Source organism: Roseovarius maritimus (assembly GCF_043355895.2).
GTDB classification, from domain to species: Bacteria; Pseudomonadota; Alphaproteobacteria; order Rhodobacterales; family Rhodobacteraceae; genus Roseovarius; species Roseovarius maritimus.
Map to the genome: position 1 here is coordinate 1 of NZ_JBHFPF020000011.1, position 20,976 is coordinate 20,976.

Annotated in this window: 12 protein-coding genes and 7 pseudogenes; 8 read left to right on the forward strand and 11 right to left on the reverse strand. The window is 58.1% G+C overall.

What is annotated here, in order from left to right; translation table 11 throughout:
• The 4 genes and pseudogenes from ACEWPM_RS16175 to ACEWPM_RS16190 all read right to left on the reverse strand — a co-directional run.
• Nucleotides 1–238, reverse strand: a pseudogene (locus tag ACEWPM_RS16175) (IS30 family transposase); the annotation flags it as partial.
• Between the two features lie 51 nt (nucleotides 239–289).
• Entirely contained in the window at nucleotides 290–712 is a 423-nt protein-coding gene (locus tag ACEWPM_RS16180; RefSeq protein WP_393963540.1) for a hypothetical protein, read from the reverse strand.
• Nucleotides 713–1,208: 496 nt separating this feature from the next.
• Nucleotides 1,209–2,315 carry an OmpP1/FadL family transporter gene (locus tag ACEWPM_RS16185; RefSeq protein WP_393963539.1) on the reverse strand — a complete coding sequence of 369 codons (1,107 nt, stop codon included), beginning with the start codon at nucleotides 2,313–2,315 and terminating at the stop codon, nucleotides 1,209–1,211.
• Nucleotides 2,316–2,671: 356 nt separating this feature from the next.
• Nucleotides 2,672–4,096, reverse strand: coding sequence for a sensor histidine kinase (locus ACEWPM_RS16190; protein ID WP_393963538.1), 1,425 nt, complete (start codon nucleotides 4,094–4,096; stop codon nucleotides 2,672–2,674).
• Between the two features lie 229 nt (nucleotides 4,097–4,325).
• On the opposite strand from ACEWPM_RS16190, the gene ACEWPM_RS16195 reads away from it, so the two are divergent.
• Nucleotides 4,326–5,090 (forward strand): acyl-homoserine-lactone synthase, encoded by a 765-nt coding sequence (locus tag ACEWPM_RS16195; protein WP_393963537.1) that lies wholly within the window; start codon nucleotides 4,326–4,328, stop codon nucleotides 5,088–5,090.
• A 26-nt stretch (nucleotides 5,091–5,116) separates the two neighbouring features.
• Here ACEWPM_RS16195 and ACEWPM_RS16200 read toward each other — a convergent pair whose 3' ends face one another.
• The 3 genes and pseudogenes from ACEWPM_RS16200 to ACEWPM_RS16210 form a co-directional block, all read right to left on the reverse strand.
• Nucleotides 5,117–6,115 carry a response regulator gene (locus ACEWPM_RS16200; RefSeq protein ID WP_393963536.1) on the reverse strand — a complete coding sequence of 333 codons (999 nt, stop codon included), beginning with the start codon at nucleotides 6,113–6,115 and terminating at the stop codon, nucleotides 5,117–5,119.
• Between the two features lie 663 nt (nucleotides 6,116–6,778).
• Nucleotides 6,779–6,901 (reverse strand): annotated as a pseudogene (locus tag ACEWPM_RS16205) (IS3 family transposase); the annotation flags it as partial.
• A 112-nt stretch (nucleotides 6,902–7,013) separates the two neighbouring features.
• A pseudogene (locus ACEWPM_RS16210) lies at nucleotides 7,014–7,697 on the reverse strand (GTP cyclohydrolase, FolE2/MptA family); the annotation flags it as partial.
• Nucleotides 7,698–7,709: 12 nt separating this feature from the next.
• Here ACEWPM_RS16210 and ACEWPM_RS16215 point away from each other — a divergent pair.
• A pseudogene (locus ACEWPM_RS16215) lies at nucleotides 7,710–7,829 on the forward strand (rhodanese-like domain-containing protein); the annotation flags it as partial.
• Between the two features lie 362 nt (nucleotides 7,830–8,191).
• Here ACEWPM_RS16215 and ACEWPM_RS16220 read toward each other — a convergent pair.
• Nucleotides 8,192–8,728, reverse strand: a complete 537-nt coding sequence (locus tag ACEWPM_RS16220) for a DUF421 domain-containing protein (protein WP_393963535.1) — start codon at nucleotides 8,726–8,728, stop codon at nucleotides 8,192–8,194.
• Between the two features lie 317 nt (nucleotides 8,729–9,045).
• On the opposite strand from ACEWPM_RS16220, the gene ku reads away from it, so the two are divergent.
• The 5 genes and pseudogenes from ku to ACEWPM_RS16245 all read left to right on the forward strand — a co-directional run.
• A complete protein-coding gene (gene ku, locus ACEWPM_RS16225; protein ID WP_393963534.1) occupies nucleotides 9,046–9,873 on the forward strand; it encodes a non-homologous end joining protein Ku in 828 nt (275 codons plus the stop codon).
• The gene (gene ligD / locus ACEWPM_RS16230) at nucleotides 9,874–12,360 is read left to right on the forward strand and encodes a DNA ligase D (protein ID WP_393963533.1); all 2,487 of its coding nucleotides are present in this window, start codon (nucleotides 9,874–9,876) and stop codon (nucleotides 12,358–12,360) included. It abuts the gene before it with no gap.
• Nucleotides 12,361–12,436: 76 nt separating this feature from the next.
• A complete protein-coding gene (locus ACEWPM_RS16235) occupies nucleotides 12,437–13,288 on the forward strand; it encodes an SDR family oxidoreductase (protein WP_393963532.1) in 852 nt (283 codons plus the stop codon).
• 209 nt (nucleotides 13,289–13,497) lie between these two features.
• Nucleotides 13,498–13,825, forward strand: a pseudogene (locus ACEWPM_RS16240) (carbohydrate ABC transporter substrate-binding protein); the annotation flags it as partial.
• A gap of 75 nt (nucleotides 13,826–13,900) precedes the next feature.
• Nucleotides 13,901–14,191, forward strand: a pseudogene (locus ACEWPM_RS16245) (IS6 family transposase); the annotation flags it as partial.
• 134 nt (nucleotides 14,192–14,325) lie between these two features.
• Here ACEWPM_RS16245 and ACEWPM_RS16250 read toward each other — a convergent pair.
• Nucleotides 14,326–17,583 carry a hypothetical protein gene (locus tag ACEWPM_RS16250; protein ID WP_393963531.1) on the reverse strand — a complete coding sequence of 1,086 codons (3,258 nt, stop codon included), beginning with the start codon at nucleotides 17,581–17,583 and terminating at the stop codon, nucleotides 14,326–14,328.
• 1 nt (nucleotide 17,584) lies between these two features.
• Nucleotides 17,585–19,387 (reverse strand): hypothetical protein, encoded by a 1,803-nt coding sequence (locus ACEWPM_RS16255; RefSeq protein WP_393963530.1) that lies wholly within the window; start codon nucleotides 19,385–19,387, stop codon nucleotides 17,585–17,587.
• A 254-nt stretch (nucleotides 19,388–19,641) separates the two neighbouring features.
• On the opposite strand from ACEWPM_RS16255, the gene ACEWPM_RS16260 reads away from it, so the two are divergent.
• Nucleotides 19,642–19,773, forward strand: a complete 132-nt coding sequence (locus ACEWPM_RS16260; RefSeq protein WP_420768031.1) for a hypothetical protein — start codon at nucleotides 19,642–19,644, stop codon at nucleotides 19,771–19,773.
• Between the two features lie 45 nt (nucleotides 19,774–19,818).
• Here the strand turns inward: ACEWPM_RS16260 and ACEWPM_RS16265 are convergent.
• A pseudogene (locus ACEWPM_RS16265) lies at nucleotides 19,819–20,657 on the reverse strand (ATP-binding cassette domain-containing protein); the annotation flags it as partial.
• Nucleotides 20,658–20,976 lie beyond the last annotated feature (319 nt).

Below are 20,976 nucleotides of genomic sequence, written 5' to 3' on the forward strand. Positions count from 1 at the left end.
AGCGGCGGGCCAGCTCAGAACCAGAGGGGGTCAGTATTGGACGCCGATAAGGGGTCAATTTTGAATGCTGATTGACATCGTTGCTGCCGCGCTGCCACGGGCTCTAAGGATTGCAGAAATAGATCTCGAGACCGGTGTCGATCCTAAGTTGCGCGTGCTGGGCCATCTCAGCGCCCTGGTCCCAGGTCAATGAGCGCCGCAGGTGAGCAGGTAAGCCACTGATGGTCCCGGCGATGGCATATCCTCTGCTTGGTTCGGAAGCCTGAGCGGAAAGTGTCGATAGCTGGGCTTAGCCTGACCCAGTTTGACCCAACCTGCGGGAGTCTTCGCTCGCTTTGGCTGTAAACTCAATGAGCAAGTTCCCGACTATCGTTTTTCCTGAGTACACTTCTCCACCCGTTTCAATTTCACCCAAGATTTCACCCAAATCGTCACCATCCAGGCTCGGATACAGAAAATGTTCCATAATCTCAGAGTCAGTTTTACCAGAATCGACAGTACAAAGAAAATCTCGGATTTGGTTTGACAGCACACTTGCGCGCCGCAATTTGTCGAAAGCCTTATCGATAATGTCATCTATATCAGCATCGTCGTTGGCGCTTGTGATCGAATACATTTCAAATCGAGCTGTCGCAGTCAGAGAAGCCATCTCATCGAATTTTTCTTTTACCACTGCCTCATGCTGATTTTTATTTGAAGTTGATGTCAGCACTATTCCCTTCCGTGGTTGAACGAAATCGTAGATGTACGAGCTTAAATGTGATGCAACCCCGTCAGGCAAGGATGTTAATATTTTTGAAACTATCTGCTCAGAGCTATAATGAGGGTTTAGTTTAAATCTCATTTTAAATTGGTGTTGGTAGATTCTTCTTCAAGCTGAAGGAAGTATCCATGACCATTGGCTTTGTTGATGGCGTGGATGCCCCTCTCGACGGCATCGCAACGTGCCATTGTGGTGAGTGTTGAAGCCATCACAGTAGGAAGGAGCATCTATGCCATCAACAAAGCCATGAAGCTTCATAATGTCCGGCTCAAGACGAGCCATTTGCCCGTCGCTCAGTCAGTAAAGATCGGGCATGTAACGGCCCAATCTTCGAAGCGTGCGATATGACGGCTCGAGAAAATAATTGGATTCCAACCTTAGCAGCGGCGCGGCTTGTTTAAAAAGGTTACTCCGTATGGATTACGATTTCACCGATACGTTAAAATCAGAAACTCACGCCAAGCTTAAATCCGATCGCAACTGCATCGTTGTCTCTGAAATTTCCACGAACGACGTTTGGAGGAAAAGTTTCTAGTAAGGCATTGTCGATCCATATATACTGAATGCCACTTGAAAAGCTTACCGCATCCGATAGTTGATATTTTCCACCCAGGGAGACACTTTGGTATCCTCTGGTGGGCGCCAGCGGAGTAACCAAGTTATCTCCTTCTTCTTGCTCGTAGACATACGTGACGCTTGCGGAAAACTTATCAGTAAAACGATACCCAACGCCGAGCTCGTAGGTCCAAGCATCATCGATATCTGCTAGTTCCGGTGCGGGGCTGGGGGGTTCGAGTGAGAAAACGCTCCAATCGGACCAGCGGATGCTACCAAACGCAATAGTGTTTGCAGCTATCCCTGATTGGATTTGCAGTTTCAAGGATTGTGGCAGTGTGGTTCTCGTGGACCCAGTCACTACAGGAACGCCTCCTGGAAAAGTTTCTGTTGCCCGCATGTCAACGTCAATCCCGGAGTGATAGGTCACCGCTGTTCTAAAAGCTATCTCAGGAATTTGATAAGCTGCACCTATCACATAGCCTGTACCTTGATCGTTTGCAAACCGAACACTGTACCCATTGAGAGGACCGTAAGCGAGACCCGAAAGAGCAATTCTTCCCTGTGCGCCGGCAATACGTGGGCCGCCGAACACGGTAATCGAATCCGTGGCATCATAAGCCAGTAACAACGTCAATGCTTCGGTTTCAGCTTGGGCAATGGTCCCACCGAGAAGTGTCGTGACTGGGTCTCCACCATACACGTTATCAGTCCCGTACGGTTGATCGTAAATAGCTGAAACTGAAATATCGTTGGTGAACTGTAATTTGCCTGAGACTGATGTCACCTGAAAATCATTTGAGACGCCACCAGTCGCGTTGCCTGCAGCATCCCGACCGGTAACGCTGGGTTCGAGATAGCCGAAAGACAACTCAACATAATTGCCTTCCTCAAAAATGATATCGATTGGTGTCCTTGTTCGATCAAGGTTCCCAGCCGTCACTGCGGTTGCGATGAGTGACAAGCTGGCGCCCAAAGAAAAGCAGATGAATTTCAACTTAATACCTCCAAATGTTTCAGCCACAAGTTGCATCGAAAGCTTTGCAATTCGAAGTGAAATAGTGGTCGCGCGGATGATTTGTTCTGCAGCGTTGCAGAGTTAACGCATAGTCTGCAGGAATTATCCCCATTACGATAAAACGCAGGACTACCAGCCGAGTATGTTTAAAAAATAAGCTGTGAAACACGATTTCCCTCGGTTGCTCTAGGGAGGATTACGGCATCGGCGAGGATCTAAACGAGCACATTTATTGGCCGCGCGACAACTCTGATGACGCCCCCCAGTAGTACAATAATCTCAGTGGAGCCGATCAGCCAGGATCGGTATACTTTTTTCCAGAATGAAGGTATAGATCAGGCTCTCAATTTTAGGGGCGGCATGTCGGTGAAATATGCTGGGGAGCTTGAACTGTTATGTTGGGTGACCAGCGCCAGATCTATATAGAATGTCGTACCTTTATCTTTGTTTTTATAGTAGTCGAGCGTACCTTGGTGAGCCTCTACGATCCGCTTGGAGATGTTCATTCCCAGCCCCGTACCGCCGACCTTTCTCTGATCCGAGGAGTCTAGCTGACTGAATTCATCGAAGACCTTCTGGCGGTCGCTCTCTTTTAGGCCGAACCCGCTATCCTGAATGGAAATTCTGACTGTGCTACCGTTGCATTTTGCCCTGACCCTTACTGTTTCCCCGGCCTCTGAAAACTTGGCAGCATTCGATAGGATGTTTGACAAAACCTGACCAAGTCTAGATGGGTCGGCGTTAACGTAAAGATTGTCCTCGACGTGCTCAAGGTAAATACGGCTGTTCATCTTGGTTACGAATGGCTCGTTTGTGGCGACGGCGTGCTCCAGGAATGATGCGAGATGTACCGTTTCGAAATGAAAATCCATTTTTCCAGATTCCATTTTTTGAAGATCTAAAAGGTCGTTTATCAGAGTGTGCAGGCTCACTGAGTTTCGCTGAGCGATCAGAATTGCCTTCTCCATCTTCTCTGGCAGTTTACCAAATGCTCCGAAGGCTATCAGATCGATTGAGCCTTTAATGGACGTGAGAGGCGTCCGTAATTCGTGGCTAACTGTCGAAAGAAAGTTAGATTTGGCGATATACGCAGCTTTTGTTTTTTGGTGCTCTTGCCTAAGGGCCTCCATCTGAAGGAGCGTCTTCTTGTAGAGTTGGCTAGTCACACGAGAGCAGTCGGCGATAAAGAACATCACAAAAACGCATGTGAAAAACTGCACCCAGAGCTCTGAGTCCAACGAAGCGCGCACCATGATAATGTCGTATATAGGAATGAAAAGGAATGCGATAAGGTAAATGGACAGCCGGAGATAGAGAATAGACGTGATTTGACTATTATTCAGAGTGGCAAAAAGCGCAGCAGCCAACAGAAAAAAGAGTGGCATGAAATGCGTGGTGTGGCCTTGGAGAATGGCAATTGAAACGGCAAAGCCAGCGATGTTCAAAGCACTCAGAACGGTGCCCCATTTCAATAGTTTTAGGCAGGCCCTAGTGGCTGCGATGTCCCCCGCTTCGAGCCTCAGTATCTTCTTGAATGTGTGAAGATCAAAAAGTTCGGATACGATCAGCACCGAGAGGGAGAGCAATGCAAGCTTCCAACTATAGTAGAACCCTTCAAGAAGGAGGGCTGCACCATAGATCAGTACACGTTGCGCGAGCAACCCGAGCCCTGCACGCGCATAGTCACTTATTTGTGCGTGGAGCAAAAACAAGTTCTTCGGGTCGGTATGATTCATCCGATGGAAGGATTTGAATGGCATCTGTCGCCCAACGCGGTTGCTGTCTGGGGGGGGTATCAACCTGCGCTGTGAACGGCGGCGAAACCGACCCTTCTTACACCTTATGAGTGAACAGAAGCGGAAGAATGGCGATTTTTCGGTCATTTTTGTATTTCAATGGGGCAGTCTGACAAAAATGTGTTCAAAGTATGGCGCTCGCGCATAGATTGTGATTATTTAGGGTTGAGTGGAATTTTGAGAGCAGACTAAAATGGGTGCCTTTAGGGCTAACTGGCGTTTGCGCGCGCCGAGAGAAGTTTTTCCAGAAATTGTTCCTCAAATGCCGATAGCGAGTGACGCTACGTCAACTGGGCTTGAGCACAAGGAAAATCAGTTCTTCCGCATCGCGCCCGAACTGACTGCTGAGGTTCAGGGAACCACCCTGTCGTTCGGCAACATGCATCGTCATGGGCGGCTATGCGTCAACTACCTGCGTGCGCGGCACAAAGTTTTCATTGACCAGAAAGGATGGGATCTCCCGCAGGTTGACGGGATGGAGTTTGATCAATACGACACTCCAGAATGCAGGTGGGTCGTGATACATGAGTACGGTCGGATCCTAGCAGGGATGCGCTTGACGCCGACCACGGCGCAGTGCGGGCAATATTCTTACATGCTGCGCGATGCGCAGCGCGGCCTTCTTGAAGACATCCCGAATGATGTACTTTTTTTTGAAGCCCCTGTACGCCAGGATGTTTGGGAGGCGACGCGTCTTTTCGTTGCGGTTGATGTCTCTTCTAAAAGGCGCCTGATCATTCAGACAATCCTTCTGGAGCAGATGGCCGCGTCAGCTCGTGAGTTGGGTGCGCGGGCGATTATCGGCATCGTCCCTGCTGTTTTCAGTCGATGGATGAAGCGTATCGGCATGAGCGCAACAGCAATCGGGCCAGCCATGGTGATTGACGGAGATAGGACCCAAGCCGCCCTGATGAACGTAGTCGACCCGAAAAATGGATCTGAGTACACACTTCAATGACGTTACAGGCTGCTCTCAATCGATCATCATTGTCGATTGCGGACCTTGTCGGCCTTGGCAAAGATTCTTTCCTCAATTGAATCGACTTCTGGCAGCTTGGAAACGGCAGAAGCGGACACATGGTTGATCTCTCTTCGAATCAGCTTCAGGCCCTCATGCTTTGAAATCATACGTTTTCCTGTAAGAGGTTGAATTTTGGCCTTTATTTCTGGACGTGCAGCACCTTTTAGGCTATCCAGCGCCGTAAATGCAGCATCCTCAAGGCGGCCCTGAAGGGAAGATGACACCGGAGAGGGTTTGCCCATAGCACAGCATACGAACCTGCCTGCACCGATGTATGAAAACCAATGCCGTTCATTCGAGATAGTTTCGCTGATCTTCCAACTTAATGAGTAAAGTAGTTGTACCACGGTAGTCGTGCCAGCCACTTCGGCAAGATACGAAAGCGAGGAGATCTGCACTCTGCACAGGCTCATCTGGTATTGTCCGTCCTCCAAGCGTAGAAGCCGGTTCTCCAGTTCTAAATAGTCTATCATCCCCCTTACGTCAGGAAAGCGGCAGGGAGCAGATGGGTCGATCAGGTCCAATTCTTCTGCATGAGACATGAGGGTGCATAGCGCCTGCCGGGCTCTCTGGTCCTTCTTTGTGGCTTCAACGAGAAGCATGGCAGTCTTTAAGCGGCCTACGACCTCGATATGATCCAATGGCTTTCTCAGGAAGTCCGTGGCGCCAGCGCCGAAGGCGCGCTCCATGAGGTCGCTCGCCTGGCCTGAGGTGATCATGATAATAGGGGTAGATCTGCACTCGGGTCGCTGTCTGAGAGCGTTACACAGTTCGATACCGTCCATCTGCTCCATTGCAATGTCCAGAAGATAGCAGTCGAATGGTATTTCTTGGTCAGTGACCAGCTGCAACGCCTGCACGCCAGACTGTGCAAGCGTGAGGTCAGTGAACCCTTCTCGGACAAGACTGGCAGAAAGCAAGTCCCGTATGATTGGGTCATCGTCGACCAAAAGAATGCGCATCGGCTGCCTCCAAATTGACGGCGGACATTCCACGCTTTAATGGCGGAGATGCTTCCACCCTTTAGGCGGATATGTGCCGAAGATGGCTATTTCGGGACTATCGCAACACATTTCATACAACCAGCGGATTCCCATAAGGCATTGGCAAAACGTCTTTTTTGCTGAATTAGTTTGTCTAAGAGGGTTTTTAGGGCCACAATTTGGCCCTTTTTTGAGCGTGACCCGGCCTCTGTTTAACCGGACAACTAAGCGGTTTCGGTTTTGGCATTTATAAAATCGTGAAAAGCCTGTCCAAGGTCAATGTGCTATTGGGTCGTGTCGGCCCAAGGTCGCCGGTCGCACCACGTGCGGCGATGGTCCGAGCAGTAGTTTGAAGCAGCCGGTCACTCCCCTGCATCGCGCACCGGCCACGCCATATTTCGCCGCCAACGCGACGCTTGGTCAGCCACGATGTTGCCGTTTTTGCTACAGACTTTTTCGTGATGACCTGTAGATAGGTGAAGTATCTGTCGATACCTTTGCTGGGCGAGGTGCCATGCCATCTTAATTTAACAAAAGCGTTTATTGTAACTCGTATAATGGTTTGGCACCTCCACGGAACCTCGGCTTGGGCCACTTTGCTGATACGTTCAGGTCACCATACTCTTTGCGCCCTCGATACTAGGTCTGCTGCGTCACACCAATCTGGCGCACGGCATCAGCAATTGAGCTGCCTTGCCGTTGCAGCACTTCGACCTGTCGCAGCTTCAGCACGATGTCTTCGGGTTGGTCTTTCTTTCCAGCCATCTCTGATCCTTCTGAAATGGGATAATCCTATCCCAGTTGGCAGACCACTCCAGTGGAGGCACTCCATCGGCTGTCCAGCGATAAAATAAAGCACCTTTGACAATGAACTCAATCAACCTTGCCGTGCGACCGATGCCAGCAGATTGGGGTCCATGCTGTTGGAGACAAAACTGTCACCGACAGTGAGAACACTAACCGCATCGTGTCTGTGCAGGCTCTCCTGGTGACTGGCGATGATCCGAAAATCGCCGATCCTCACATCCTTCTGCAACTGCTCGCAGAACAACCGGGCTGCATCCTCGACGAAGATCGGATTGGCTGCATTCAGTTCGGCGAATGCCTGTTCATCCTCAGGCTTGACCGTGACCTGGGTTTCGGTCGGAACGGCCGCCCGGGCCATGTCGATAAGGTCCTCGAACCACAACGGCTTCTCGCCCAAGGCCTCGACCGAAATACGCGCCACCGAGCGCTGCGAATGTGGCGTTGCCAACTGCCCGCGCGCCCGCCTCGCGTGTTCACTGAGTTCCAGAGAACATGGGCAGGTCGCGGAATAGGCGTAGTCGAGATGCAGGAATCGCTGCCGCAGAGCGTTCACCTCCGAGAGTTCCATGGCGATTTCGTAGTATTGGCATCCTTCCAGGCCCGACCGCAGTGACGGCACCGTGAGCGGGTAAGAGAACCGCAGTTGCAACCGCGCATCGCCGCTTTCCAAGTCGCCAAGATAGTCATCCAGCACCGCTGACATCGTATCAAAGCTGAAAACTGACTTCGAATGCCGCTAGAAACTGCGCATGATTGCGCCAGCGGCTTCCGCGCATCGATCGCGGCAAGCCTGCTGAAGAAGAACGGCTTTGACAAGGTGCGCAACGTCCCTGGCAGCTGGAAGGCGTGGCAAGCCGCTGGGTACGAAACTCGCCGCCCAGATTGAGCAAAACTTCGTGCAGGATACAGTCCAGACCAAAGAGCGCCTTTACGTCGCATAATTCACACCGGACGACGATCAGATCAGGAAGGCTTGTGCTTCCTCATCAACTTGCAGGCCAACGATAAGGACAGGAAGCTGAAAATGAAACCGCATTAGGAGTGCCGCAAAGCCGAGGGGGCGCGGCTGACCCATCTCCTCCATCCGGGTGACGTTGAGAAACTCTCAGCCGACGTGGTCGTTACCATTCGAAGCAGGACATCAGAATTTGTCGGTTCCATGAAGCGAAGATAACAATTGGGCCTTTCCCAACGCAGGCTGCGTCGCAGCTGGCTGAACCCGCGAAAAATCAGTTGCGGACAGGTTTCCTAATCAGTGCAAGTGCGGCAATTCGGATCATGCACACCCTGCAAGACAACGTCGTCCATTTGTACGCCGTGGATGACGGAAATGTCTCCCGTCGTTTCCAGCACTGCTGCCCGAATGGCCGAGAAATCAGCCGCATTGGCTTCGCGCAGCTTGGCGATAAGGTCGTCCTCGGTAACGCGCGTATTGCGCAATACGTCTTGCAAAATCACCCCATCCCTCATCAAAAGCACGGGCGTGTTCTGCACAACCTCGTCGAACCGGGGCGACGCATATCTCAATCGCGAAACGCCGTATTGCACCGCGAACAGAGCGGCCATCGCGGCAAACGTCTGCAAGAGGGGTGGCCAATCACTCGACTGCGACGCGCCAGCCAGAAGCGATCCCATCGCGACCGTCATGACAAAGTCAAAATTCGTCATCTTTGAAAAAGACCGCAAACCTACAATACGGACCAGCAGGATGATCCAGCCGATGCCTACCGTGCTAAGAACAGCGCCTTTTGCCACAGCATCCAGAAGGGGCGGCTCAAAAAACATACGGGATTCTCCACTATCAAACCCAAGCCCGGATCGGCCCGGCCACATTTAAACTCGAAAACGCGCAGCGTGCGTGGATCGTTCCGGGCGTCAAGGCGCATAGTCAGGCGTCGCTATTGCCCACGCGAGAGCATCCATATGCTGAAATCGCTCTAACGTCCCTGTGCGCCTCAATGAAGGCTTCTGGGGAACCACAGGGCGCATTCGGAGGTTTACATCGAAATCTGAGAGACACCGCCGCAATATGTGGGCTGGGGGTTCAGCCAGACCCCTTGCGGCTTGTTTCCGGCCGGCGACATCTCAAAAAGGGGGGGTAAATGGCACCGCGCGCACTCTGGAAAGGCCAGCTTCGCCTGTCACTTGTGTCGATACCCGTTGAGATCTATTCGGCCACGAAAACCGGGGCGCGCGTGTCCTTCCGTCAGATCCACAAACCCTCGGGCAAGCGCGTGCGCTATGAGAAATCCGTGGATGGCATCGGGCCGGTGCAACGCGAGGATATCGTCAAGGGCTACGAGGTGGGCGAGGACGAATACATTCTGATCGACCCCGACGAGTTGGACGAGATCAAGCTGGAGACCAAGAAAACTTTCGAGCTGGTCCAGTTCGTCGAGGCCTGCGAGATCCCGCCGCTTTACTTCGACAAGCCCTACTACATTACCGCTTCGGACGAATTGGCCCAGGACGCCTATCGCGTCGTACGCGATGCGCTGCGGCAGGCCGGCAAGGTCGGGATCGGGCAGATGACGATGCGCGGCAAGGAATACCTCGCTGCGGTCAAGCCTTGCGGGGACGGCCTGCTGATGGAGACGTTGCATTACGCCGATGAGCTGCGCGAGGCGGATGAGATGTTTACCGATATTGCTGACGATAAAGCTGACGAGGAATTGCTTGAGGTGGCGACTTCGCTGATAGACCGCAAGACGGCGCCCTTCGATGCAAGCCACTATTCCGACAAATACGCCGAGACGCTGAGGGACCTTTTGGAGGCCAAGCGGAAGGACAAGAAGACGCCACGCGTGCAGGCGGAAGGTGACAAGGCCGAGCGCGGCGAGAATGTCGTGGATCTGATGAGCGCGCTCAAGGAAAGCCTCAAGAAGACCGAGGCCCCCAAGAAGAAGGGCCGTGGGAAGAAAGCCTCGTAAATGTCCGACACGCCCGACAAGCTGGCAGAATACAAGCGAAAACGCGATTTCGGCCAAACTTCCGAGCCGCAGGGAATAGCGGGCGCAGGCCCTGCCGCGCATCGCTTTGTCGTGCAGAAACATGCGGCGACGCGCCTGCATTACGATTTCCGGCTGGAATGGGGCGGCGTGCTGCTGAGCTGGGCCGTGACCAAGGGCCCCTCGCCCGATCCCACGGAAAAGCGGCTGGCGGTGCGCACAGAGGATCACCCACTGGATTACGGCGGCTTTGAAGGCACGATCCCCAAGGGCCAATATGGAGGCGGCACCGTGATGCTGTGGGACCGGGGCACCTGGACGCCCGAGGGGGATGTCGAGGCAGGCCTCAAGAACGGCAAGCTGAAGTTCACGTTGCGCGGCCATCACCTACTTGGCGGCTGGGCGCTGGTGCGGATGCGCGGCAAGGGCAAGCGCGAGAACTGGCTGCTGATCAAGGAGCGCGACGATCACGCCCGCGCTGAGCCCGATGCCTTCACCACCGGCGAGGCTCTGTCGGTCACGACGGGTCGTACGATGGACGAAATCGCGAAGGACGCCAAGGCCAAGCCTGTCGCCGCAGCCGCGGGTCACGGCGGCAAACGCCCCGCCTTCGAGCCTTTGCAGCTCGCCACGCTGGTCCATGCGCCGCCCGAGGGCGATGATTGGCTGCACGAGACGAAATTCGACGGCTATCGCTGCCTCGCCGCGCTCGGCAAGGGCGGCACGCGGCTTTTCACGCGGTCGGGCAAGGACTGGACCCAGAAGTTCGAGGGGCTGGCAGGGGCCTTCGCCCCGCTGCCCTGCGACGCTGCCCTGATCGACGGCGAGGTGATGGCGGCGCAGATCAACGGCTCGCCCTTCTCATCGCTGCAAAAGGCGCTGAAGGAAGGCGGGGCGCTGGTCTTTTACGCCTTCGATCTGCTGTCGCTGGACGGGGCGACCCTGAAGAAGACGCCCGAGCTGGAGCGGCGTGAAAAGCTGGCCGAGCTCTTAACCGCCGCGCCGCAGGGCAGCCCGCTGCGGATGAGCGATCACATCATTGGCCGCGGCCCCGAGATTTTTGCCGAAGCCTGCAAATCCGGCGGTGAAGGGATCATCAGCAAGCGCATCGATTCGCCCTATCGCGGCACCCGCAGCAAGAGCTGGCTTAAGGTGAAATGCACGCGGCGGCAGGAATTCGTCATCATCGGCGCGACCCGGTCCGACAAGAAAGGCCGCGCCTTCGCCTCCCTTTTGCTTGCGACGCATGAAGGCGGCGTGCTGCGATACAAGGGCCGTGTCGGGACCGGCTTTACCGAAGACGCGATGGACCGGATCGCAAAGGCCTTGACCGCACGCAAGACGCCTCCCGTGAAGGATGTCCCGCGCGAGATCGCCAAAGATGCGGATTGGGTGCAGCCAAAATTGGTGGCGGAGGTGTCCTTCACCGAATTCACCGATGAGGGATATGTCCGCCACGGCAGCTTTCTGGGGCTGCGCGAGGACAAGACGGCAGCGGAGGTTCGATTGGAAATGCCGGATGAAGAGACCGAAAACAAAGACCGCAAGACCGGGGACTCCGCTTCGGAGGCCCTTGTCGGCGGCGTCAGGATCAGTAGCGCAGACCGGCGTGTTTTCCCTGATGCGGGCTGCACCAAGGGCGATATCGCCCGCCACTACAACCGGATCGGCGCCCGGATGATCAAGCTTGTCGGGCACCGGCCCCTGTCGCTCTTCCGTTGCCCGCAGGGGCTTGAGGGGCAGTGTTTTTTCCAGAAGCATGACAGCGGCGGGATGCCCGATGCCCTGAGCCGGATCGACCTCAAAGAGAGCGCCGGCGACACAGCCGGCTATCTATATGCAACCCGGCCCGAAAGCCTGATCTCGGCGGCGCAGATGGGCACGATCGAGTTCCACAGCTGGGGCGCGCGGACCGACCGGCTGGAGCGGCCCGACCGTCTGATCTTCGATCTCGACCCCGATGAGGGTCTGGACTGGCCGAAGGTTCGCGCGGCGGCGGTCGAGGTGCGGGACGCGCTCGACGCGCTGGGGCTCAAGTCGGGCGCATTGGTGACGGGCGGCAAGGGCGTGCATGTGTGGCTGCCCCTCCGGCGCACGCGGGGCTGGGACACGGTCAAGCTTTTTGCCAAGACCGTCGCGCATGTCATGGCCGCGCAGCAGCCCAACAATTATACTGCAACCATGTCAAAGGCCCGGCGCAAGGGCCGCATCTTCATCGACTGGCTGCGCAACGAACGGGGCGCGACCGCGATTGCGCCCTATTCCCTGCGTGCCCGCCCCGGCGCGCCCGTTGCTGTGCCGGTGACGTGGGGCGAGCTGGAAACACTGGAGAGCCCCGCCTCTTTCCGGATGGGCGACATGAAGGCGCGGCTGCAGGCTGACTGCCCTGCATTGGCACTACAGGACGACCTGCAATCGCTGACCGACGGGGTGATCGAGGCGCTTCAGGACTGGTCCGAGAGAACGTGAACGGGCGCCGGCGCGGCTGGGAACCCTCGGGGCTGACCGCACGTTCGCCCCACATCACGCCAAGGAGGAGTTTGCCATGGGCAGCAGCGATCTGGACAGGATGAACACCGACCCCCAGCCGGGCCGCGAACACCGGATGGACCCCGAACCGGACTACATGCCCAGACACCCCGGCTCGGGGCGTCTGAATGGCAAGACCGCCATCATCACGGGCGGCGATTCCGGCATCGGGCGGGCCACGGCGATCCTATTCGCACGCGAAGGGGCCAATGTGGCGATCGCCTATCTGGAAGAAGATCGCGATGCCGAACTGACGCGCGAAAAGGTCGAGGAAGAAGGCGGCAAGGCGTTGCTGCTGGCCGGAGATGTCGGGCAAAGGGAGTTCTGCGCTGAAATGGTTCGTAAGACCGTCGAGGAATTTGGCGGCGTCGACATTGTCGTCACCAACGCAGCCGAGCAGCATGCCCGCGAAAACGTCACCGATATTTCGCAAGAGCAGCTCTTTCGCACCTTCCGCACCAATCTGGGCGGTCAGTTCTTCATGATCCAAGAAGCGCTACCGCACCTGTCACGCGGCGCTTCGATCATCTGCACCACGTCTGTCACGGCCTATCGGGGGCAAGACCTTCTGATCGATTATGCCTCTAGCAAGGGCGCGGTCCTGTCGATGATGCGCGCGCTGGCGTCCAAGCTTGCGCCCGAAGGCATCCGCGTCAACGGGGTTGCGCCCGGTCCGATCTGGACGCCGCTCATTCCCGCGTCTTTTCCGCCAGACAAGGTCGCCGATTTTGGCAAATCATCGCCCTTGGGCAGGCCCGGCCAGCCAAATGAGGTCGCCCCCTCGTACCTGTTTCTGGCCTGCGATGATGGATCATACGTCACGGGCCAGGTCCTGCATCCAAATGGCGGCGATCTGGTGGGCAGCTAGACCTCGGCGGTGAGGCGATCACACGAAGGTATTAAAGTTGAAAAACGACACAAAGTGAGCACACAAATCTCGGATCCTCGCCTGACACCGACGGAAGCCAGGGCGTTGCAGGGCGCCATAGACCGCGCACTTGAAGCGGCCACATCATCCGGCCGCACCGGCATCGCCGCCGCGAGCGTGGCGGGCGAAAGTATTCTTGAGATTGCAGCGGCGCGACCAACTCGCCCACGGCGGTCTATGCCGTCGACAAGGCGATCGAGTGGCTGCAGAAATACTCACCCCCCGCCGCTGCCGGCATGATCTTCGGCGAGGCTGGCCCCTTCCCCGGTCAGGGCTCGATCGCGCAGCAGATGTTCTGGTACACAGCCCTTTGCCGCGGCGACCGTGACACCCGATCTGCCCGTGATGAGCGAGGATGGCACGCCCAAATGGCGCATGGCCCCCTCGCCGCATGGCGTCTATTGGCAGGACGGCGTGAAGGTTGGCTATCAGGATGTGGGTAGCTGGACGCTCATGCAATCGACACCCGAGGATCGCGTCAACATTCTTGCGCGCAGCGTTGAATGTTCTGCAATGCAACTATAGTCACCAAACCTGCCATTGTCTGGGGCCGTGCGCAGCTACGGTGCAGCCATTCTGGATCTTTGCCCGAGCGTGGACTACTGTTCGCATAAGAGGTTGAACAACCGTTCCAAGGCGCCGCATCGACACACGAAGCGGCAAGAAAAAATCATGGGCTGCTTCAAATCCCTGCGTCAGGCGCAGCAATTTCTGTCCGTCCATGACCAGACTACCACCACCTTCCGTCCGAAACGCCACCGCTTTTCCGCCATATCCTATCGACACGCCCGGGCTGATGCCTTCAGCCTGTGGAACGATTATGCTGCTGACATAACCGCATGATGGTGCCGCCGGTGTTGGTCACGTCGCGATAGAAAAACCTGACAAAGCCCGAGGAACTGCGTGCTCGCGTGGAGATTCAAAACGTCGGCTGACCGGGGCGATCCGCCCGCGGACGGAACTTTACCGTCGCTGTGTCACTTCATGAAAAACCGTTCCGGCAGGCCATGCTGATCAACCCAATTGTACCAGGCCACATCGGTCGGACCCAGTACATAGTCTAGCACGCCCCAGCCCCCGAAATCCTTGCGCAACAGCACCATCACCACGTCGCTCATGAAACCGCCCGCCATCTCGCGCGCGAAACGTGTCTGTTGCCAGTCCAGCGGCGTGCCGTCCCGGTTGACCGGTGTGGCCTGCAAATAGGCCCAGGTGCCGTCGGTATTGAGAACATCGATAACGAAGAGGATCGGCAGCTCGATCTCGTCCTCGATCGGGCCGCGGGCGGCATCTATCACCGCCCCGCGCGTCGCGCTGCCGCGTTCCGGCGTGAATATGTCACCGGGAATGACCGGGGCCGGCCCGCCCGATGGCCGCGCGGGATCGGCGCTCTGACGCTCATCCGCGCCAGTCCGGGCAACCGCCACACGCGCAAGTCCGCCCGATGTATCCCCGAGAATATACTCCGCCCTGATCCGGAAGCCGGTCACATTCGTCAGAACGTCCTCAAGACGGCTTGCGCCCCCTGTCAGCATCCAGCGGTCCGGATCGTCAAGCCGGACCCGCTGGGTCATCCAGGCAGGGCCAACCTGCCGATCAAATCCCGTCAGGGCAGTACCATGGTCGCTTTCAATGATGATATCGACCCCTGCCCGGCCCGGATCGCCGTAGTAATCCCCGGTATTGCCGCGAAGCTGAACCTCGATCGTATCGAGGCCGCGCCAGTCGCCGTGAAACTCCGGCGGCGCGACGTAGTATCCATCATTGCCGTCGCCGGGGGATACGCTTTCAAGATAACCGCGCCCCTCCGGGCCGCCCGTCACCTGCGGCTGCAACTCGGTCAGCAGTCCCATCCAGCCATTCACTCTGCCGTTTGAGAAATCGGTGACGCGCGGGCCCTGCTCTTGCAGAGGCGATGGCGCATCCTGCGTGTAGGGCGGCTGCGGGACCATGACCTGACCGGGCGGCTGCGGCACCGCAACGCTCAGTTCCGGGGGGGGGCCGAAACTCTTCGCCATGTAGGTGACGACGGCCTGAAACTCAGCCTCGCGCGCCACCGGATAAGCGATCTCAAGCCTGCGCGTGAGGCCGTCGGCATTGCGGATCACCTTGAAGAACCGCCTTGTTTGTCCCTCGGTCCCGGTGATCTCGAATACTCCGGGATCTGAGGTTTCCTCCTGCACGTCGTCCAGATCCGCCCGGATATCGGCCCGCATCCCATCGAGACCGCGCTCGAGCGCGTCATACTGGGTGAACATGATAAAATGCGCCTGACCGTCAACCGACTCGAAACGGCGCCCGTCACCGCTGCCCGGCGCGGGCTGCGCGATGAAGTAGGAACCGGGATAGGACAGGTTCGTGCCGTAGCGCGCATTGCGATAGGTCGTATAGCCGCCGCCGATCTGCTCGAAACTGTCCGGATCCGGACCCGCGCCCTCATCTTCGGCCACAGGCCCCGGCTCCAGCTCTTCCGGACCGCTTTGTGTCGTCCCGCCGGCCTGCGACGGACCGAATTGAAAGCTGCCCAGGAAAATATGGCGGATATCCGCGTCCAGTTGCGGCACCGAGCCGTTGCTGGCTATAGCGATATTGAGGTATTTGCCGGTCTCGCCAAAGGGCTCATTCGCGGCAAAGAGCGTCGTGCTAATGGCATCTTCCCTGTCGTCGAAAGTGACCCAGCGGAACGGCTCGGCGCCGCCGATCGTCCGGTCGCCCTGATCCTGAACGGTGATCCCCAGATCATCGGAAAACCGCATCGCGGCCTCGAGTTCCGAGCCGCTCAACTTATCGAGAGAGATCTTCAGGACATGCCCCTCCCCCGGGGAGGTGGTCCAGCGCGTGACAACGAAGCTTTCATTCGTCTTTTCGTGCAGGGTCCAGCCATCCGGCACGGCAAAGCGAACCCCCTGCCATTCGTGCCGGACCCAGTCGGGATTTGGCTGATCCTCCGCCGCCTGCGGCGCTTTCTGCGTCGCGCCCTCCGGTGAGGCCGCCCCGGTCCGGCCTGTCACGAATGAACAGTCAGGCGCCCCTGTCATGCCATCTATCACCAGCTCGTCGAAGATCGCTCCGAAGGCGTCCGAGCTGCGGAACTCGGGCCCGCCGGAAACCAGGGCCGCGAGCGGCGCATCCGGGCCCGGGCACTGCGTCCAGACGTTGAGCGTGCCTTCTTCGGTGCCGAAGGCATGCACCGGGTTTCCGGCCAGCGTGCCCGCCTCGTGGTCCGCCCCGTCCGGCAAGCGGTCCAGCCGCTGGCGAACCTCGACGGCCCGAAGAAAGCGCACCGACACGGTGCCCTCGGGCGACGTTAGCGCCGCCTCATCGGGATATTCGATCACCATCCAACCTGCCGGCGGCGTGAGCGTGAACCGCCCACCCAGAAGCGCCATCCGCCCGGTATCCTCTCCATCCTCCTGCGGCGTCTCTTCGGGCAAGGGGGCCGGCGCGGCGAAGCGAAAGCTTGACAGAAACGCATCGCGCACCGCCGGATCGAAGGGCTCCGCGGCGCCGACCGCCCCCACCATGAGCAGGAGCGGCGCGCGGTCTTCGGTGAACATGGACCGCGACACATACATGCGCACGCGCATCGGGGCACCGCCCAGTGTCATGTCCAGATCGGCCCAATCGAGCACCTCCCCGCCCGAAAGGAGGACCTCGCCCCTGTCTCTGACGGCCCCGGCTTCCTCCCCGGCGCTGGCGAGCACCTCATCAATGTCGTGACCATCCCTGTCGGTGATGCTGATCATCAGGATGTGTCCCGTCGGCGGAGAAAGATCGCCGGAAAAGACGCCCAGTTCCAGATCGCCCTCTTCCATTATGACCCAGTCGCCCGGCACGGCAAATTGCGTACCCTGAAAATCGTGCCGGGCCCAGCTCGCGGGTGGCTCCGTCGGCGCGATCGCGGTGTCGGCCCCGGCCTCGCGCACCGCGTCCACACGCGCCGCACCCTCGTCCACGGGCACGGCATCCGGCAGACCCGCCTCGGCCCAAAGCTCCGGCGTGATTGCCGAACCCGTCTTTGCCACCGGCGCATCAAAGTCCAGATCCGCAAGATTGGGGAGCGGGGCATCGGTATCGACAAGCTGCCCAAGCGGCAGGGGATCCTGCTGCGGCATCACCTCATAGGCTTCATCGGCCAGCGTCTCCAGCGTTTGGCCAAAGGGCGCAGACGCCGCAAGACAGGAGGCCGCAACCATGACGGCGCGAAAACCCCGGCGATATCCGATCCGCTTCATCTCAATTTCCCCCCGGCAAGCCGCCGCTCAATCCCTGCAACATGTCGGGCGACATGCCTTCGACCCCCTCACTGATCGAGCGGCGCAAAACCTGTGTCAGCATCTTTCCGACTTCCCCGTCGAGCGCGTAATACTTCATACCCTCGCCGATATCCGTGAACACTCCCTGAAGATCGACCTCGGCATCGCTTCCGCACCGCAGGCTGCGCAACTCTCCGTTCCGAATCCATTCGCGCTGGCGCACAAGGCGGCATTGGCTTTGCGCCACCTCTCCCTCTGGCGTCATCAGCGATATCCGGCAGTTCTCGAGGATGCTCAGACCATCGATGCGCGGCTCCCCGAGATGAAGCTGATCGCCATAGCGCCAAACCCCCGGTGAGGCCTGCGTCCATTGCCCGGTGTCGCTGTCATAGCGGCCGACGATCACCAGATCCCCCGGCATTATCGCGGTATCGAGAGTGACCGGCGCGCGGTCGCGATCCTCGCGCCTCTCGCTGTCGATGAAGCTCCGGTCGAGTGTGTAGCGCGTCAGCGAGCAATACCGCCGTCCCTCTGTCAGGACGGATCGCGCGATCAGCGATGCCTTTGGCTGACCGAAGATGGCGACGGCCCGATCCCCCTGCACTTGCAGCGGCGCTTCCTGCCGGCCATCCGGCCCGTCCAGAATGATCCTCTGCGGCAAGCCGGCCTTGATCCACGCGAAATTGGTGAACTCCATGCTGAAGGTGCCGTTCGGCTCCAGCGGCCCGCCCCATTCGCCCTCTGCAAGGGGGATGCGAACCTGCCCCGATGGCACACCCCATGCGGTCACGTCCAGACGCACCGGCTTGTTCATCTCGGGCCGCAGGTCGCGGTTCATGCGCTCGAGGATCAACCTAAGCTGACGCTCTTCCGCGCGCTCCGTGATCTCGGGCAGCACATCGCGCACTAGCATGGCCTCAAGCCGGAAGGTGAACGATTCCCTGAGATCCTTCATGATCTGGTCATTCAGCCCGCTGGTCCCGCCTCCGGTCCGGTCGAAATCGGCATAAAGGCTGATGCTGGCCATATCCGCCTTGGCCAGATAGCTGGCGATCTCATAGCTCAGTGCCTCGCGGAAATAGTCCCGGCGCTCTTCGCTGTCGTCGCCGGCATAGCTTTCCGCCTCGAGGTAGAGGTTCCAGACAATCCTTTTCCAGTCATTGATGCTGCGCCGCGCCTCGGGGGACTCGCGCAGAAATCGCGCGAAGACCGGGCGCCAGCGATCGAGATAGATGTCGCGCGCCCCAGATTCGACCTCGCGCAGGATGACATCGACAACGAAAAGCGACACCCCGCCGATTTGCAACGCGCCCCAGCCGAATTTGCCGACCACGAAGCTCAGCGTACCCTTGTAGGCATTGACCCCTGCGCTCTTGTGCTCGCCCGCGCGCAGATCGCTTGAGACCTGCAGCACGGTGATGACAAGCCCCGCATAGGCCAGAATGTTGTTCGTCGTGCTCAGGGAGGGAATCATCACCGCATGTTCGGCGATCGTCGCCACACTGGCCGCCGCTCCGAGCCCATCGCCGAACAGCCCGAATCCGACATTCAGCGAAGAGTCCATGATCGCGGAGGCGCGCTCCGTCTGCATCGCGCCCAGAACCGATTCAACGCTGTTGTCCGGCAGCATCTCGTCACCGGCATCCGGGGCGAGGCGATATTCCACGACCCTTTCGGTCGGCCCCTCACCTTCGGATACGACGACGAAGGGGGCCGCGAACGCGGATTGAACACACATCATCGCCACGGTGAATGTGATCAGGCCTCTTCGCAAAACTGACACTGCAACCCTCATCTCGCCTCTGGAAAGGCTTAAATCTTACGGCCTGACCCTACCCCGTCCTTGATATGGATCAACGGGACTCTCTTCAATCGGACCAGGCCACACCGTGATTTGGCAAATGACTGTGTGGACCCGGCACCCGGCAGCGATGACGGTTCATTGGCGGCAGGTTGGCCGCACGGCGAATTCGTCATGGAAAACGCGCTTGGCAGTGGCGAAGGCCCATTTGGCGAACATTGCTCTTGGTCATCATGATGAGCAACCTCTTCGTCGCCTCGACCACCGCGGGCCTGCCGATCAAACGGATCACCCGCGCCGTGCTGCCTTACGTGGCGATCCTGACCGTGGTCTACCTGATCATCGGCTTCGGCCCGCTCGTGCTTTGACGCGGCCCGGAAGGCATTTCGGCACCATGCCGGAACGCGCTTGCTTCACGCCTCTTCGTTTGCCCGTGCCGCGATCCCTTCGGAGCCGCCCGAGGACACCAGCGCCCGCACTAGGGCGCGCATGTTCAGCACACCCACCTGGCGGCCGTCCTGCGTCACGCGGTAGCGCAGGGTGGTGTCGCCGCCCGATGCGGCGATTACGGATTCCAGGGTGTCGTCATGGTCCACGTCGCCGGCCACATCGTCCCGCGCGTCGGCTCGCTCCTCCATGACCGAGCGAACGCGCAGCACACGGGCGCGATTGATGTCTGCGACGAAATCCTCAATGTAGGGGTCGTTCGGGTTCAGCAGGATGTCTTGCGGCTCGCCCTGCTGGACGACGAAACCGTCCTTGAGGATGACCAGGTGGTCGCCCAGCTTCAGCGCCTCGTCGAGGTCGTGGGTGATAAATACAACGGTCTTTTGCAGCTCGCGCTGCAAATCGATCAGCAGATTCTGCATGTCCGTGCGGATCAGCGGATCGAGCGCTGAGAACGCCTCGTCCATCAGCATGATGTCGCTGTTCGAGGTCAGCGCGCGGGTGATGCCGACGCGCTGCTGCATGCCACCCGACAGCTGGGCGGGATACTGGTTTCCCTGCGCTTACAGCCCGACACGGTCCAGCCACTTGGTGGCTTCCTCGGCGTATTTCTTCTTGTCTTGCCGTCCACCGCGGGCGCAAGGCCGGCATTCTCCAGAACGGTGCGGTGCGGCAGCAGCGCGAATTTCTGAAACACCATCGACATGCGATGCTGGCGCAGGTCTCGCAGCTTCTTCTCGTCATAGTCCAGGATGTTTTCACCGTCGACTAGCACCTCGCCCGCTGTCGGCGCGATCAGGCGGTTGTGAATCAGGACGGATCATCGACAGCTGATCGGTAGGTTAGCGCGACCACCGCGCCTACCCCAAGCATAGACATAAGTCGCCGGCAGACTGGATCATCATGAGCCATCTGGCAAACAAGGCGCAGCTGAACACCGAGGCTGTCCAAACTACCCGACACGTTCAGCCTTTGCCTATGGCGCCAAACTCATGAGGACGTGCGCCACAACGCTCGCAACCGCGCCGTCCTCGATTTTTAGCGTAGGCTCTCGCCGTCGATGATGTGACGAACGATAAACGAGCACGTCACCAGGGTTGAGGTTTGCAAATAGCGGCATTCAT

Excerpts from the sequence above, each read along its gene's own strand:
- ACEWPM_RS16200 (WP_393963536.1), bottom strand. The coding sequence starts at position 6,115 with ATGCGCATTCTTTTGGTCGACGATGACCCAATCATACGGGACTTGCTT.
- ku (WP_393963534.1), top strand. The coding sequence starts at position 9,046 with ATGGCACCGCGCGCACTCTGGAAAGGCCAGCTTCGCCTGTCACTTGTG.
- ACEWPM_RS16190 (WP_393963538.1), bottom strand. The coding sequence starts at position 4,096 with ATGCCATTCAAATCCTTCCATCGGATGAATCATACCGACCCGAAGAAC.
- ACEWPM_RS16220 (WP_393963535.1), bottom strand. The coding sequence starts at position 8,728 with ATGTTTTTTGAGCCGCCCCTTCTGGATGCTGTGGCAAAAGGCGCTGTT.
- ACEWPM_RS16195 (WP_393963537.1), top strand. The coding sequence starts at position 4,326 with ATGGGTGCCTTTAGGGCTAACTGGCGTTTGCGCGCGCCGAGAGAAGTT.
- ligD (WP_393963533.1), top strand. The coding sequence starts at position 9,874 with ATGTCCGACACGCCCGACAAGCTGGCAGAATACAAGCGAAAACGCGAT.
- ACEWPM_RS16260 (WP_420768031.1), top strand. The coding sequence starts at position 19,642 with ATGAGCAACCTCTTCGTCGCCTCGACCACCGCGGGCCTGCCGATCAAA.
- ACEWPM_RS16235 (WP_393963532.1), top strand. The coding sequence starts at position 12,437 with ATGGGCAGCAGCGATCTGGACAGGATGAACACCGACCCCCAGCCGGGC.
- ACEWPM_RS16250 (WP_393963531.1), bottom strand. The coding sequence starts at position 17,583 with ATGAAGCGGATCGGATATCGCCGGGGTTTTCGCGCCGTCATGGTTGCG.